Source organism: Microcoleus sp. S28C3, assembly GCF_036700785.1.
Lineage (GTDB): Bacteria > Cyanobacteriota > Cyanobacteriia > Cyanobacteriales > Microcoleaceae > Microcoleus > Microcoleus asticus.
In genome coordinates this window covers 25,467-37,965 of the sequence record NZ_JAUBPO010000041.1, presented here as the reverse complement: position 1 = coordinate 37,965, position 12,499 = coordinate 25,467, and the positions used below count along the sequence as shown (strand labels likewise).

Genomic DNA, 12,499 nt, shown 5'->3' with positions numbered 1-12,499 from the left:
TCGGGAGAATTTAGCAAATGTCACGTTATAAAATTCGAGCAATTATCCTGACAGCAGTCGTTTGTGTTGCCGTGGTATGGACGACTCCAGTGCGATCGCAGGAGCAAGAGCAAGAGCCAGCTAAAGATGCCAACACTCCAAAGGTGGAACAAGTTGAACCAGAGAAACCAGCCGACCCCAAAGCAGCAACTACTACCAAAGACCTGAATATTCCCGTTGATGAACTCAAAATCCTCCTGAAGCCGCTTGATGAATGCGATCGCTCCTGACTGACTCTTTGGTTCAACGATTTTTTTAACGTTTCAGCAAGGGACACTGAAAGGTAGAATGTTTTATGAAATATGAAATTTTCGCTCCTAGCTTTGATGCTATTAAAGCCAATTTGTATGTGGGTTTTTCTGAAGCGGAAGGGGGCGAACATTATTTCCTCCTGACACGAGAAGAAGAGTGTGAAGAAGAGATGGTTCCTCTTCCTAACAGAAAAAATATCTATGCAGAGCTGGACGATGAAAATTGGGGAGAAGATGTAGGTGTCGATTGGGTTACTCTTAGTCGCAATCAATTTACTGTTCGTTTCGGTTCCGATACAAGAACTCTTCCAGAATATGATGAGGTTGCAATTACTTTCTCCTTAGAAGATGCTGACTTTGAAAGGTTAAGGCACGTCTTACAGAAGATAATGCGGGGTTATGAGGATAGATTGCATTTAATTGATTAGTCAATCAATGTACAAAAACGTAAATGGGAATGTCGAAAACCGCAATCCGCCTAGGGACGGGTTCGCCGAAATCTCGAACACGAATCAAACAATCTGATAAACCCGCCCCGCCCGATTTTACATCAAGATTATATCCAATAAATTAAGGGTAGATTTGTATTTGCGATCGGGTGGGGGCGGGCGAGACGAGATTATTCACGTTCACCATAGATGGTTGGTGAACACACCCTTACGGTTCATTGTTTGCCACCAATTTTATCTGGTGATAACAGCACATTCTGTATGGGCGGGTGAGACGAAATAAGGTTGATTCGATACAGTTTAATCTATCGCGTCCAAGCCAGCCATTTATTAAACAAATTCTTGACAAGCGGAGTCAAACGAGTGCGATTGTAAGCATCCCCGGCTTTCCGAATCGCGTCAGCTTGCGTGGGATACGGGTGAATTGTGCTAGCAATCTTTCCCAAACCAATATTGTTAACCATTGCTAAAGTAATTTCGCCGATCATATCCCCAGCGTGTCGCGCCACAATAGTTGCACCTAATATTTTGTCGCTGCCTTTCTTGACGTAAATTTTCACAAAGCCCTCGTCTTCACCGTCAATAATTGCCCGATCGACTTGACTGAAAGGAATTAAAAATGTATCGACATCAATTCCTTTTTCCTGAGCCTCGTGTTCGCCGATTCCGACGCGGGCCACCTCCGGATCAGTATAAGTACACCAAGGTATCGTCAAAGCGCTGAGCTTTTTGCGCCCGAAAAATAAAGTGTTTTGAATCACCATCCTCGCGGCAAAATCAGCAGCGTGAGTAAATTTATGTTTCATGCAAATATCGCCGGCAGCATAAATGCGGGGATTAGTAGTTTGCAAATTGTCGTTGACAAATACGCCCGTTTGTGTATCGTATTCGACGCCGACCGCCTCCAAATTCAATCCTTCCACGTTGGGCGATCGCCCTGTACTCACAATAATTTCATCTACTGTTACCGATGCTTCCTTATCTTGAGATTTATAATAAATTACTTTGCCTGCATTTGTTTTCTCAACGCGCTCTATTTGGGATTCTAGTATTAGTTGAATTTCTTCGCGTACAAAAGCCTGCTGCACGATTTTAGCAGCATCCGCATCTTCTTTGTCTAAAATCTGAGCATTTTTGTGCAGCAATAAAACTTCCGAACCCAGCCGCCGAAAGGCTTGAGCCAATTCGCAGCCGATCGGCCCTGCGCCAATTACTGCCAAACGCTGAGGTCTTTCTGTCAGGTTAAAGACAGTTTCATTTGTCAGATATCCAGCTTCTTGTAAACCGGGAATTTGCGGTTGTAGCGCCCTTGCACCGGTGGCGATTACTGCTTTTTTAAAGCGGAGATTTTGACCTGCAACTTCTACTGTATTATTGCTAATAAAACGACCGGAACCTAAGAAAACATCGACTCCTAATTTGTGCTGGTAGCGTTGAACAGAATCAACATCGCTGATTCCCGCCCTGATGCGGCGCAGCCGTTCCATCACAGCGCCAAAATCCACTTCTACACCGTTAGAAACATGAACGCCAAACTTACTGGCATTCCAGATATCGCCGACAGTGCGGGACGATCGAATTAAAGCTTTTGACGGCACGCAACCGACATTCAAACAGTCGCCGCCCATTAAATGTTTTTCAATTAAAGCAACTTTCGCGCCCAAACCTGCGGCACCCGCAGCCACAATTAATCCGGCGGGCCCGGCTCCAATTACTACTAAATTATAACTGCTAGCGGGCTGCGGATTTACCCAATCTGGCGGATGCAAATAGGAGACTAATTTTTGGTTGTGTTCGTCCATCGGGGGGACTGTTACGCGATCGACTTTTGACTGCGACATTAACAAATTTTCCTAATTAAATAGTTTCATCTAAAGCCTTGCGAGCAATACGGGAGAGCGATAAAGTGACGGCGACAGCGGCCGTAAAACTGATGATATTAATCAACCATTTTGCTGCTTCTGCTTGCGGATTTTCCGGCAGATTTAGCGTAGATATCGCTGCAATATTTCCCACTAAAGAACCTGAGTAAACGTACATAACAGTTCCCGGTATCATGCCCGAAAAACCTAACACGTAATCTTTTAAAGAAACCTGAGTAATTCCCAGAGCGTAATTCAATAAATTGAAAGGAAATAAAGGACAGAGACGAGTCAAAAAAACTATTTTAAATCCTTGTTGAGAAACTGCGCGATCGAAAGCTTTAAACTTGGGATAAGTTTCCATATATTTTACCACGCGATCGCGCGACAAGTATCGCCCGATCAGAAAAGCAAACGTAGCACCTAAACTTGCCGCAACAAACACGTAAACCGACCCCCACCACAGACCAAAAATCACCCCGCCTCCAAGAGTCAACACAGAACCAGGTATAAATAGTACAGTAGCTAGGTTGTAGGTGACAATAAAAGCTACTGGGCCCCAAGCGCCTAAATGCTCGATCTGCATTAAGACATTTCTTAAAAATTCTTGAACATAAAAAGACCTAGTTGCTAGAATTAAGATACCAAATAAAGTTGCAAGGGAAAAAAGCAATAATATTCGTTTAAAACTTACCCTAGCAAAATCTTGAATTTGTTTGATTGGCATGACTCACCCGCAAATAGCTCTCAGCATTATACTACTGTTCAATCTAAAATCTCAAATCTAAACTTTCAAATCCGATAACTCACCACAAAATAAATCAGCCATGAAAGCAAAAACCCAACTCCCAACCCCCGACTATTTCGACACCAAAAAAGTAGGTCAAGTCTGGCGAGTTCCCTACCAAGAACGCGCCGCTGAAGCTAAAGAATGGGCGGAAAGATACAGCATCCATCCCGCCGCCAACGACAAAAATCGCATTTGTTTGCTGATAATCGACGCCCAAAATACCTTTTGCTTGCCCGAATTTGAACTATTTGTGGGTGGGCGTTCCGGTAGCGGTGCTGTCGATGACAACCTGCGGCTGTGCGAATTTATCTACAGCAATTTAAATGCAATTACAACCATTGCGCCGACAATGGACACCCACACCGCCATGCAAATTTTTCATCCAATCTTTTGGATAAATGAAGCAGGCGAACACCCCCTACCAGCCGCCACATCAATTACTTTAGAAGAGGTGCAGCAAGGCATCTGGAAAGTCAATCCCGCCGTCGCCCAAAGCATCGCCAATGGTAACTATTCGGCACTGCAAAAACACGCACTCCACTACGTGCAGAAACTCAGTGATGAGGGCAAATATCCCCTGACAATTTGGCCCTATCACTCAATGCTGGGCGGCGTCGGACACGCCCTGGTTTCCGCTGTGGAAGAAGCAATATTTTTTCACGGCATCGCCCGCAACAGCCAAGCACTTTTTGAGATTAAAGGCGGCAATCCCTTAACTGAAAACTATTCGGTTTTGCGGCCGGAAGTATTAGACGGGCCGGATGGCAGTTCTATTGCTCAAAAAAATGCTTCTTTTATTGATAAGTTGCTAGGTTTTGATGCGGTAATTATTGCGGGACAAGCGAAAAGTCACTGCGTGGCTTGGACGATTGATGATTTGCTGACTGAAATTTTAGGGCGAGATCCGAATTTGGCAAAGAAGGTTTATTTGTTGGAAGATTGCACTTCGCCTGTCGTTGTTCCGGGTGTTGTTGATTTTACGGAACAAGCAGATGCAGCTTTTCAAAGATTTGCTGCGGCGGGAATGAATGTGGTTAAATCTACTCAGTTAATTCTGGGCGATTAAAGACGAGCGTTTTCTGTGGGGTTTTGCAGTACCAAAAAAGTATACATTATTAACCATAGGTGGTAAGTTTTGTTGCCTTGGCAGTCTGCTGCGATCGCATTTAACTCATTACTTATGATATCATAGCCGGTAAATCACTTACGACAGAAGCGTAGTTAAGGAGTTTCCCGATGATTGAAAGCGAAATTAATAGTGTTGTTCTTTTTCGGGATGCGAGCGTGCAAGCAATTTCAAAACTCTCGGTGGCTATGGCCACGACTCTTCTGAGCACAGTTGTAACTGCAACCCAAGCCTACGCAGTTCCCGTCACCTACGATTTCACCGTCACTGTTACCAAAGGTAGGTTAGCCGGCAATTCATTCAACGGTTCTTTCAGCTACGATGATGCGAAATTGAAGGGAACTGGAGTGGAAGAATTGGGAATTGCTGAGGGATTAACAACCTGCATTAATTACCTAGGACGCACTTATCGCGAAACCGATGATACCAGTTATCCTACCTTTCCTACACTCACATTTGAGGATGGCAAAATCGCGAAACTAAACTTCTGGATTCAGCCGAATCAGCGAGTTAATTGGTGGAATTCAAATGGATGGGAAGTCAAGCTGTCTGAGCCTAAAAGGAGCGATTCAACTGTTCCCAATTGTCAAAAACGGTGAGGCGCGGCTAAGCTGCGATCGACCGTAAAAATATAGGATGAAAATGTAGGATATCGGTTGTTATAGTCATGAAAAAATCAGTCCGATTATCTACGCTGATTTCCAAGTCCTCTCGGACTTTCTGGCAAATAAACCGTTTTTTATGGGAGCTCCACGCGCCACATTAGATGCAACTGCCTGCGGTTACATTGGTAATTTCATGCAACCACGCTAGGAAGGTGCGATCGTCGATCGTCTGCTGGGGCGATCGCTATCAACGAATGGCTCAACTATTGTTTGACAAAAACCTCAGAGGTACTCTTCCCTCTCCGTCAAGAAAGCCTCTGCTGTTGATGATTTTCCCTAACTATTTGCCATCCAATCTGGGGACTCCTTCCAAAAAACTGCCGCTCAACATTAACTCAGTCATCCGATCTAAATTGCCGCTCACTTTTAATTTTTTATCAGTTTGAAAGCGCTCGATATCTGCTTTTAAATCGCCGCTATTATAGCCTAATTTACTCAAATAGTCAATAGCTTGTTTGTCACTTAACAAGATATCGGCAGAACGAAAAATAGGCACGTATTCCTCTCGCCAAATCTGAGCAAAAGTTGCCCTATCTAAATAGAAAATCCTGCCCCGCGCCGGATCTCCAATGGCAGCTACACTGTCATTCATTCCCAGCAAAGCTACCGCGTGCGGTAACTTCCGAGGGCCGTCAAACAGCCAAACTGCTAGCACTCCGGGGCGATTAATTTGCTGAATTTGCTCCCAAGTCGGCGTTAGTTCGATCGCATTGATACCCAAAGCCCTCGCTGCCACAATTAATTGCGGCATGGAAGTTCCCAAGCGACTCGTGCCGGCGAAACGCGCTACACTCGATTCCGTCGCATCCATTCCCCAACGCCTTAACACTGTTGCTAGCGCCGCCGGCGCGCAACTGCTGTTAGATGTTTGCCGAAACACACCGTTTGGCCGCAAATTATCTATTAAATCAGCGTAAATTGGCGCCAGAAAATAGGCTTCAGCGCTGGTAAATCCTCCCAATCCCAACAAGCAAATTAAAATTACTGCTATTACTTGCGATCGCGCCGTCTGCCAGCTTACAGTAAAGCCAATACCGCAGATTCCCATCAGCATCACTCGTAGCAAAGTCCAAGTAACTCGCATCCCGTGAAAGCGCCACTCGATCGGCAAAACAGGCATTTGAGGCATATTTAGAGCCAGTAGCAGCAAAGCAATATAAAAACCCAAAAACAGCAGGGCGATCGAATTTCTGCCCTTAAACAAATCGTTAGCCGTCACTCCCGATCGAACTAACACCCGTCCGAACCGCATTCCCCAGACAAACAGCACCGAACCCAGCACCAGCGTCACAAATATTTCCATAAGTTCAGAAGTCGATCGCTTAACTAGGTTGTAACATTTATGCGATCGACTTGCACCCCAATCAATAGTAGTAGAGAGGAACAGTGGGAGAGAGGAAGAGTGGGGGAGAGAATTTGACGATGTTTGGCTTTGGTTCCTGAATTTCCTGCTACAATCGAATAAACAGGATTTATCGAAAATCTAAGCAGGTAAAACAACCCTCAATCCTAAACACTTTGACCTGCATCGCTTGCTCGATATCAAGGTCAGATTTTTCTTGATGAGTCTGAGTCAATGGTTGAGTTAGTAAAGCAAGGAAAGCAAAAACAAGCGCTGGAAGTTTTTTCCACCAAAAAAGGGGCATTAATTCTGAATGAGTATTAGGAATTAAATAACTACTTTGGTGAAAAAGAGCAGGAAATTGTTGACGACGCAAATTCCAACGCAAAAGTAAACAACTAATCAAGCAGTAAAAAGTGAAATGTCGCCAAATATTATTCGGCTGAGTAAAGTAGTTCCGTTGGGATTCGGCTCCATTTTTTTGTTAATGATTAGCATCGGATTGGCCACTAAATTGAGTATGGATAATTTAGCCGAAGCTATTGAGTTGCAAACGCACACTTATGTAGTTAAGACAAACTTGCAAGCCATAGAAAAAAAATTAGTGGATGCTGAAACAGGACAGCGCGGGTTTATATTCACTGGTAAGGAGGAATTTTTAGAACCTTACAAAAAGGGGACTGTCGCCTTTAATCAAACAGTAAATGAGACAAAAGAGTTAATAAAAGATAACCCTGAACAAGTTAAAAAGTTGGAGGAAGTTGAAAATTTGGGTCAGCAAAAACTCGATGAATTAGCGGAAACAATCTCCCTGAAAAGAGCGGGAAAAGAACCAGAACTAAGAGCATTGGTGATGTCAGGTAAAGGCAAGATATTTATGGATGAAATCAGGGATAAGCTGGCAGAAATGCTTAAGCTAGAAGATAATCTACTGCTTCAAAGAACAAAAATAGCAAAACAGTCGGAGCAATTAGCGACGACTGTTTCTATAGGAGGTACGGTTGTTGCTGTAGTATTGGGTTCATTTATTGTATTATTTATTTTTGATAAAATTATCCGACCAATCAATCAGGTAGCAAATACGATCGCCAGTTCTTCCACAGAGATTGCTGCCACAGTTGAACAGCAGGAACGCACAGCCACGCAGCAATCTAGCTCTGTAAATCAAACTACCATCACCATGGATGAGTTGGGCGCTGCTTCCCAACAATCAGCCCAGCAAGCCCAAGCTGGTGCTGAATCTGCACGGCAAGCTTTAAAGATCACTGAAAGGGGAGCACTAGCAGTGGAGCAAACTCTAGAATCGATGGCAATATTGAAAGAAAATGTCAGGGCGATTGCGGCACAAATTCTGCAATTGAGCGAACAAACCAATCTGATTGGCAATATCTCTAGTGCTGTCACAGATTTAGCCAATCAAACAAATATGCTGGCACTGAATGCCTCAGTAGAAGCGGTGCGGGCGGGCGAAAACGCCAAAGGTTTTACTGTCATAGCCACAGAAATCCGCAAACTAGCAGATCAAAGTAAGAAATCTGCCGAGAAGATTAACAACCTGGTCGCTGATATCAAGAATTCGATCGATTCCACCGTAACGGTGACAATGGAAGGAACTAAAACAGTAGAAGAAGGAACCAAGATTAGTCAAGAAACGGCAGCAGCTTTCTCGGAAGTGGCAAAGGCTGTTAACAATGTGGTATTGAACAATCAACAAATTTCTCTAACTGCCCAACAACAGGCAGTTGCCATTCAACAAGTAGTCGATGCTATGAACAGCATCAATCTATCGGCAAAAGAAACTGCTAGTGGTATTACTCAAACCAAATTAGGCACTCAACAATTGAACGATGCAGCCCAAAATCTAAATTCAATTGTCTAAATGGCGCTCAGTTTTTGGGGCTAGCAGACTAACAATTGATAGCATTGAGTCATGAATTGCGATCGCAGCCGTAAGCGTGTCAAACCTGCGGCATCCAAGTCAAAAGGAGCGCAGGCCCATCGCTACAGCTTGGGCGATCGGATCGCCTGTTAACACAGATCCGGACTCTGCCTCCTATTTTCCTGCTAGAAGAGCGATGCTCGGACTCTGAACCTCGGTGAGCGGGATCTTCCTGGGAACCAGTTATTTATGGTTTATTAGCAAGGGGGCGATCGCGTAAATAAACCCAAAATAAGATCACCATAGATACAACACAAGAAGCTTTCCAAACAAATAACCACCAAGGACTCCACCACGCGCCGGTTTGTACTTCGACAATATCTGAGCCACCAAACAAGAAAAAAATTAGGGTAGTATTCAGGCGATGATTTCTGGTTTTTCCTGAGGTTTTTCCTGCATTAAGAGCGAAACCCATAGCAAAGGAAAACCAGAGAAATGCTTCAATATAATTGCCATTTACATAGATTTGCTCTAATAATTTAGCTTGTGCTTCAGCTTGTTCTAAAGAAGCCGGATTGAACATGATTGACCATGAATAAGCACCGCCTATTCCGAGACAAACAAAGAGAATTGTTAGTCTTATTGCTGCACCTTTTGTCAAATTCATAAATTAATTTTTAGGGTGGGTTAGGTGGTAATTATATTGGAAAAAAAAGTTATTTGCCGTCTTATACCAATTTAATGTGAAGTTGCACATCTCCCTATCCCCCTCAATCGCCCCAACCAAAGGGGACGAAAGAATTCTTGATCCCCCTTTGTTAGGGGGCTGGGGGCTCTAATTCTATGCAGCCTCAGGAAAAATTGGTATTACTCACCCTACCACTACCCATTAAACCGAAAACCGCAATACCGTAAAACATTAATTATTTCTGTATTTTAAAATACAATTAACCGCCACCTTAAAAAAGTAGACATATATTAACAAAGTAAATGTGCGGTGGCTGCGATGTTGGCCGCTTATTGACAATAGATTTGAAGGCCCCCCGATCGCCATTCGCTACAACCCTTACCCAGCAAGTCTTGGTTTGAAGCAGTTTTGATAAGCAAACCCGATCGCCCTTCACAACGGTTCGTTATCGATAGCGCGATCCTAAAAGATTTACTTATCAATCAAATTTAATAATTGTTTTATAATTTCCGCAAGAGTACGGTAGAGTTAATAACCAAGTCAAGAAAACGTGCGACTCGCAAAAAGTGAGTTCACACAACTCGGCCGATCGAAATATCGATATTAATCAAAAAAGTCAAATCAGCAGGGATAGTTTAAAGACTTATGCTAGCAATAAATCTTTAGCTCGCTTCTGCCAACCTGCGCTCAAAACAGTTCGCTCAACCCGATTAGCGAACAGCAAAAAAGCGCCTTGATAACCTTCAGTGAATGTTGTTACAGAAGATTATGAATTGCAGCGAGGCTAGGCTATGACAAAGTTTTCCGATCAATTTTCCAGGCGTAAATTTATCGTCACAGCAGGTGCATCTGCCCTGGGTTCAATACTGCTCAAAGGTTGTTTGGGAAATCCCCCAGAACCCGGTGCAACTGCCGGTGCTGACGGCGCGATACCCGCAGCTACCTCAGTAGTGGCTGTTGCCAACGAGAAAAGAGTCGAAGGAATTGAAAGCACTAAAATCACATTGGGATACATCCCGATCGTCGAAGCAGCACCTTTAATCATTGCCCAAGAAAAAGGCTTTTTTGCCAAATACGGCATGACCGAAGTCACGATTGCCAAGCAAGCCAACTGGGGTTCGGCAAGAGATAACGTAGAAATCGGATCTGCAGGCGGCGGCATTGACGGCGGCCAGTGGCAAATGCCCATGCCTTATCAAATTAGTAAAGGGTTGATTACGAAAAACAGCGTCCAAATCCCGATGTATGTTCTGGCCCAGTTGAACACTCAGGGAAATGGAATTGCGATCGCAGCCAAACACCGAGGCAAAGGCATCGGGCTCAAACTAGACCAAGCGGCCCAAGACTACATGAAAGGCCTCAAAAAAGCAGGCACGCCCTTCAAAGCAGCCTACACCTTCCCCAAAGCCAACCAAGACTTTTGGATTCGCTACTGGCTAGCAGCTAACGGCATCGATCCCGACACAGAAGCCGAGTTGCTAACAGTACCGTCAGCGCAAACCGTAGCCAACATGAAAACCGGCAGCATGGACGGTTTCAGTACCGGCGACCCCTGGCCCCTGCGAATCGTCACAGAGGACATCGGCTTCATGTCCGCCCTGACTGGCCAAATCTGGAAAGATCACCCAGAGGAATATCTCGCTATTCGTGGCGACTGGGTAGACAAACACCCCAAGGCCACAGAAGCCCTGCTAGCAGGACTGATCGAAGCGCAGCAGTGGTGCGACAAACCAGAAAATCGCCCAGAATTAGTAGCCATTACTTCTGGTAGAAACTACTTTGACGTAGCTCCGGCAGTTTTGACACCTCCCTACCAGGGCAAGTACCTCATGGGTGACGGCCAACCAGAGATCGACGATTTCAAGATGAGTCCGCTGTACTGGAAAGACGACCTCGGCAACGTTTCTTATCCCTACAAGAGTCACGATTTGTGGTTTTTAACCGAAAGCGTTCGCTGGGGTTTCCTGCCGACAACAACCTTGGCAGATTCTAAGACAATTATCGATAAAGTCAACCGCGAAGATTTGTGGAAAGCCGCAGCAAAATTAGCCGGAGTTGCTGATGCTGACATTCCGAAAAGTACGTCTCGCGGCGTTGAGAAGTTCTTTGACGGTACAGAATTTAATCCGGCTCAGCCAGAAGCTTACCTCAAGAGTTTAGCAATTAAAAAAGTGTGATGATGTCTTAGATTCGCATAATTTAGTCTCGAATTGTAGGGTGGATACGGCCCCGCATTGGTGTCAAATTAACGATCTTTCTCTCAGTCCGCTAGGGACTAAAGGTTTAACGTGTTTGTTAACACCAATGCACGCCCTACCATTAATTTATTCTCGAAAAAAACAGCAGAAACATAGGAGATTATCAAGATGGCTGTCAGCACAAATCGGAGAGGCGGAGTCGCTGTCCAAGGAGCATTTGGCGAGTTTTGGAAGAAGCATTCCCCAAATATCTTGCCGCCAATTTTAGGAGTTTTGGGGTTTCTGTTGGTTTGGCAATTCTTGTCAAGTACGGGACTGATCAAACTGCCGGGGCCGCTCAGCGTTTGGACTGACGAACGGACGCGGATTTTGTTGCTGTATCCTTTCATGAATTCCAAAACCTACGGGATCGGCTTGTTTTGGCAAACTTTGGCTAGTTTGGAACGGGTGGCAAAAGGCTACACTCTAGCCGCTGCTGTGGGAATTGCTGGGGGTGTTTTGGTAGGTACGAATCCCTTCTTGAACAAGGCTTTAGATCCGATTTTCCAGTTTTTGCGGATGGTGGCGCCTTTGGCTTGGGTGCCCATTGCCCTGGCTGCACTGCAACAAAACGAACCTGCTGCTTTGTTCGTGATTTTTATCACTTCAGTTTGGCCAATTTTAATCAACACGGCTGAAGGTGTTCGCCAAATTCCCGACGACTATAACAACGTGGCGAAAGTGCTGCAACTTTCTCGTCAGGAATATTACATGAATATTTTGTTTCCGTCAGCGCTTCCTTATATCTTCACAGGATTGAGAATTGCGATCGGTTTGGCTTGGCTGGCGATTATTGCTGCGGAAATTGTGATGTCGGGGATTACAGGTATCGGCTTCTTTATTTGGAATGCTTACCAGCAAAACTACATCAGCGAAATTCTGTTAGCGGTGTTCTACATTGGGGCTGTTGGTTTGTTGCTCGATCGCATGATGGCTTGGTTGCAGCAAAAGATTGCTCCCCCTCAAGGAAAGTAGCTAATTCGATGGGTTAACGGTTGACTGTTGACTGTTGACTGTTGACTGTTGACGGGTGACTGTTGACGGGTGACTGTTACAGGAATTACGAACTCCGAGGCTCAGAAACCAATTTTTTAAACTATTCTTGAAGGATTCAATAAAGTATTTTGGTTAGTTTAAAGACAAGTTTTATGCCTTCAGGAATCTATTAGCT

General features: G+C 44.6%; 13 protein-coding genes. 8 read left to right on the top strand and 5 right to left on the bottom strand.

Features of this window, described 5'->3' with window-relative positions:
* Positions 1-17 precede the first annotated feature (17 nt).
* A complete protein-coding gene (locus tag QUA13_RS14390) occupies positions 18-269 on the top strand; it encodes a hypothetical protein (RefSeq protein ID WP_333199482.1) in 252 nt (83 codons plus the stop codon).
* Positions 270-334: 65 nt separating this feature from the next.
* Positions 335-718, top strand: a complete 384-nt coding sequence (locus tag QUA13_RS14385) for a hypothetical protein (protein ID WP_333199480.1) — start codon at positions 335-337, stop codon at positions 716-718.
* Positions 719-1,044: 326 nt separating this feature from the next.
* Here the strand turns inward: QUA13_RS14385 and QUA13_RS14380 are convergent, their stop codons facing one another.
* Both QUA13_RS14380 and QUA13_RS14375 read right to left on the bottom strand, forming a co-directional pair.
* Positions 1,045-2,580 (bottom strand): mercuric reductase, encoded by a 1,536-nt coding sequence (locus QUA13_RS14380; protein WP_333199478.1) that lies wholly within the window; start codon positions 2,578-2,580, stop codon positions 1,045-1,047.
* A gap of 16 nt (positions 2,581-2,596) precedes the next feature.
* Positions 2,597-3,328 carry a TVP38/TMEM64 family protein gene (locus tag QUA13_RS14375; RefSeq protein ID WP_333199476.1) on the bottom strand — a complete coding sequence of 244 codons (732 nt, stop codon included), beginning with the start codon at positions 3,326-3,328 and terminating at the stop codon, positions 2,597-2,599.
* Positions 3,329-3,428: 100 nt separating this feature from the next.
* On the opposite strand from QUA13_RS14375, the gene QUA13_RS14370 reads away from it, so the two are divergent.
* From QUA13_RS14370 to QUA13_RS32785, 3 genes are all read left to right on the top strand, one after another.
* Positions 3,429-4,457 (top strand): isochorismatase, encoded by a 1,029-nt coding sequence (locus tag QUA13_RS14370; protein ID WP_333199474.1) that lies wholly within the window; start codon positions 3,429-3,431, stop codon positions 4,455-4,457.
* Positions 4,458-4,627: 170 nt separating this feature from the next.
* Positions 4,628-5,116: a hypothetical protein gene (locus QUA13_RS14365; protein ID WP_333199472.1), complete on the top strand. Its 489-nt coding sequence runs from the start codon at positions 4,628-4,630 to the stop codon at positions 5,114-5,116.
* A 52-nt stretch (positions 5,117-5,168) separates the two neighbouring features.
* A complete protein-coding gene (locus tag QUA13_RS32785) occupies positions 5,169-5,330 on the top strand; it encodes a glutathione S-transferase C-terminal domain-containing protein (protein ID WP_445242716.1) in 162 nt (53 codons plus the stop codon).
* A gap of 132 nt (positions 5,331-5,462) precedes the next feature.
* On the opposite strand, the gene QUA13_RS14360 is transcribed toward QUA13_RS32785, so the two are convergent.
* Positions 5,463-6,485, bottom strand: a complete 1,023-nt coding sequence (locus QUA13_RS14360) for a cysteine peptidase family C39 domain-containing protein (RefSeq protein WP_333199470.1) — start codon at positions 6,483-6,485, stop codon at positions 5,463-5,465.
* 169 nt (positions 6,486-6,654) lie between these two features.
* Positions 6,655-6,900 (bottom strand): hypothetical protein, encoded by a 246-nt coding sequence (locus QUA13_RS14355; RefSeq protein WP_333199468.1) that lies wholly within the window; start codon positions 6,898-6,900, stop codon positions 6,655-6,657.
* 45 nt (positions 6,901-6,945) lie between these two features.
* Here QUA13_RS14355 and QUA13_RS14350 point away from each other — a divergent pair, with 45 nt between their 5' ends.
* A complete protein-coding gene (locus tag QUA13_RS14350) occupies positions 6,946-8,403 on the top strand; it encodes a CHASE3 domain-containing protein (protein ID WP_333199466.1) in 1,458 nt (485 codons plus the stop codon).
* Between the two features lie 247 nt (positions 8,404-8,650).
* Here the strand turns inward: QUA13_RS14350 and QUA13_RS14345 are convergent, their stop codons facing one another.
* On the bottom strand, positions 8,651-9,070 hold the full coding sequence (locus QUA13_RS14345; protein WP_333199464.1) for a hypothetical protein: 420 nt from the start codon (positions 9,068-9,070) through the stop codon (positions 8,651-8,653).
* 812 nt (positions 9,071-9,882) lie between these two features.
* Between QUA13_RS14345 and QUA13_RS14340 the strand changes: the two genes are divergently transcribed.
* Both QUA13_RS14340 and ntrB read left to right on the top strand, forming a co-directional pair.
* A complete protein-coding gene (locus tag QUA13_RS14340) occupies positions 9,883-11,268 on the top strand; it encodes a CmpA/NrtA family ABC transporter substrate-binding protein (RefSeq protein ID WP_333199462.1) in 1,386 nt (461 codons plus the stop codon).
* Between the two features lie 189 nt (positions 11,269-11,457).
* Entirely contained in the window at positions 11,458-12,303 is an 846-nt protein-coding gene (gene ntrB, locus QUA13_RS14335; RefSeq protein ID WP_333191107.1) for a nitrate ABC transporter permease, read from the top strand.
* Positions 12,304-12,499: the final 196 nt, after the last annotated feature.

What these genes read in the sequence shown, in the direction of transcription:
- QUA13_RS14390 (WP_333199482.1), top strand. Translation starts at nt 18, where the DNA reads ATGTCACGTTATAAAATTCGAGCAATTATCCTGACAGCAGTCGTTTGT.
- QUA13_RS14385 (WP_333199480.1), top strand. Translation starts at nt 335, where the DNA reads ATGAAATATGAAATTTTCGCTCCTAGCTTTGATGCTATTAAAGCCAAT.
- QUA13_RS14380 (WP_333199478.1), bottom strand. Translation starts at nt 2,580, where the DNA reads ATGTCGCAGTCAAAAGTCGATCGCGTAACAGTCCCCCCGATGGACGAA.
- QUA13_RS14375 (WP_333199476.1), bottom strand. Translation starts at nt 3,328, where the DNA reads ATGCCAATCAAACAAATTCAAGATTTTGCTAGGGTAAGTTTTAAACGA.
- QUA13_RS14370 (WP_333199474.1), top strand. Translation starts at nt 3,429, where the DNA reads ATGAAAGCAAAAACCCAACTCCCAACCCCCGACTATTTCGACACCAAA.
- QUA13_RS14365 (WP_333199472.1), top strand. Translation starts at nt 4,628, where the DNA reads ATGATTGAAAGCGAAATTAATAGTGTTGTTCTTTTTCGGGATGCGAGC.
- QUA13_RS14360 (WP_333199470.1), bottom strand. Translation starts at nt 6,485, where the DNA reads ATGGAAATATTTGTGACGCTGGTGCTGGGTTCGGTGCTGTTTGTCTGG.
- QUA13_RS14350 (WP_333199466.1), top strand. Translation starts at nt 6,946, where the DNA reads ATGTCGCCAAATATTATTCGGCTGAGTAAAGTAGTTCCGTTGGGATTC.
- QUA13_RS14345 (WP_333199464.1), bottom strand. Translation starts at nt 9,070, where the DNA reads ATGAATTTGACAAAAGGTGCAGCAATAAGACTAACAATTCTCTTTGTT.
- QUA13_RS14340 (WP_333199462.1), top strand. Translation starts at nt 9,883, where the DNA reads ATGACAAAGTTTTCCGATCAATTTTCCAGGCGTAAATTTATCGTCACA.
- ntrB (WP_333191107.1), top strand. Translation starts at nt 11,458, where the DNA reads ATGGCTGTCAGCACAAATCGGAGAGGCGGAGTCGCTGTCCAAGGAGCA.